The 1,293-nt window shown below is 71.5% G+C and carries 1 protein-coding gene and 1 pseudogene; both read left to right on the forward strand.

The annotated features are described in order from the left end of the window. Positions 1-209 (forward strand): hypothetical protein (locus G3N97_RS38830; protein WP_205998003.1); only part of this gene is annotated, 209 nt, incomplete at its 5' end. Next, positions 206-1,293, forward strand: a pseudogene (locus tag G3N97_RS38835) (cellulose biosynthesis cyclic di-GMP-binding regulatory protein BcsB); the annotation flags it as partial. The gene G3N97_RS38830 and the pseudogene G3N97_RS38835, both read left to right, overlap by 4 nt.

Below are 1,293 nucleotides of genomic sequence, written 5' to 3' on the forward strand. Positions count from 1 at the left end.
TCGTGCACGAACTCGCGCAGTCGCCGAATCTGAGCGCGGGCGGCGCGAGCGACCGGCTTGCGCTCTCGCTGATCGGCGGTGCGCCCGCCACCTTGAGCGTGCTGACGAGCGCCGCGTGGGAGGCGCAGTTCGATCTCGCCGCCGTGAGCGGCAACGGCAAGATTCCGCGCCGCGTCGTGCTCGACCTCGCCGCCGCGCCCGCGGCGTGAGCGCGCTGTCGCGCGTATGGAGCGGTATCGGCGTGTCGAACCGGCTCGTCGTGCACGAACTCGCGCAGTCGCCGAATCTGAGCGCGGGCGGCGCGAGCGACCGGCTTGCGCTCTCGCTGATCGGCGGTGCGCCCGCCACCTTGAGCGTGCTGACGAGCGCCGCGTGGGAGGCGCATTTCGATCTCGCCGCCGTGAGCGGCAACGGCAAGATTCCGCGCCGCGTCGTGCTCGATCTCGCCGCCGCGCCCGCTGCCGATCGCAACGGGCAGACCGCGTCGATCTTCTTCAACGGCGTGCTGATCGGCTCGCAACTGCTCGACACCAATGGCCGCGCGCAACGCGTGAGCGCTGATATTCCGGTCTACGCGCTCGGCACCGCCAACACGCTGCGCGTGCTGTTCCAGCGTCAACCGGCGGGCGGCTGCCGGCCGCGCGAGCAGGGCTATCCGGCGGCGGTGCTGCCGAGCAGTTATCTGGTGCTCGGCAAGGGGCCGCTCGGCGACGATTTCACGGGCATGGTCGCGCGGTTCTCGCAGTCGTCGAACATCGTCGTGCCCCAGGCGTATCTGGCCGATCCGCTCGCAAGCCTGCCGCGCCTCGCGCGTCTCGCGAACGCGACCGGCGTCTCGCTGGCGCGCGCGAACTTGCAGGTGGTGGCCGACGGTCAGGCCGCGCAGCCTGCGGGACCGTTCCTCGCCGCCGACGTCGCGCTCGATCAGGATGCGAACCACGCGAGCTTCGCCGACGGCCGCATCACGCTCAAGGGACGCGGCGGCTCGACGCTCGTCGATCTCGCGGGACTGGACCGCGTGGGCGTGATCGAGGTGACGCGCGCGGGCAGCACGCCGGGCGTGCTCTACCGGAGCGTGGGCGCGCCGCCGGTGTTGCCCGCGAGCCTGCAACTGCTGCAGGGCGACGTGGCGATCGTCGACGGCTCGGGCGTGATCAAGCAGTTCGACACGCAATACGCAGGCGGTGTGCCGCCGACCGACGATCAGCGCGTGTGGCTCGCGCGTCACTGGGCGGGTTGGGGCGTGCCGACGATCGCGGTCGTGATGCTGGTCTTGCTGCTGGTTCGCGCGGT

The sequence above is a fragment of the Paraburkholderia sp. Ac-20347 genome (assembly GCF_017104805.1).
GTDB lineage: Bacteria > Pseudomonadota > Gammaproteobacteria > Burkholderiales > Burkholderiaceae > Paraburkholderia > Paraburkholderia tropica.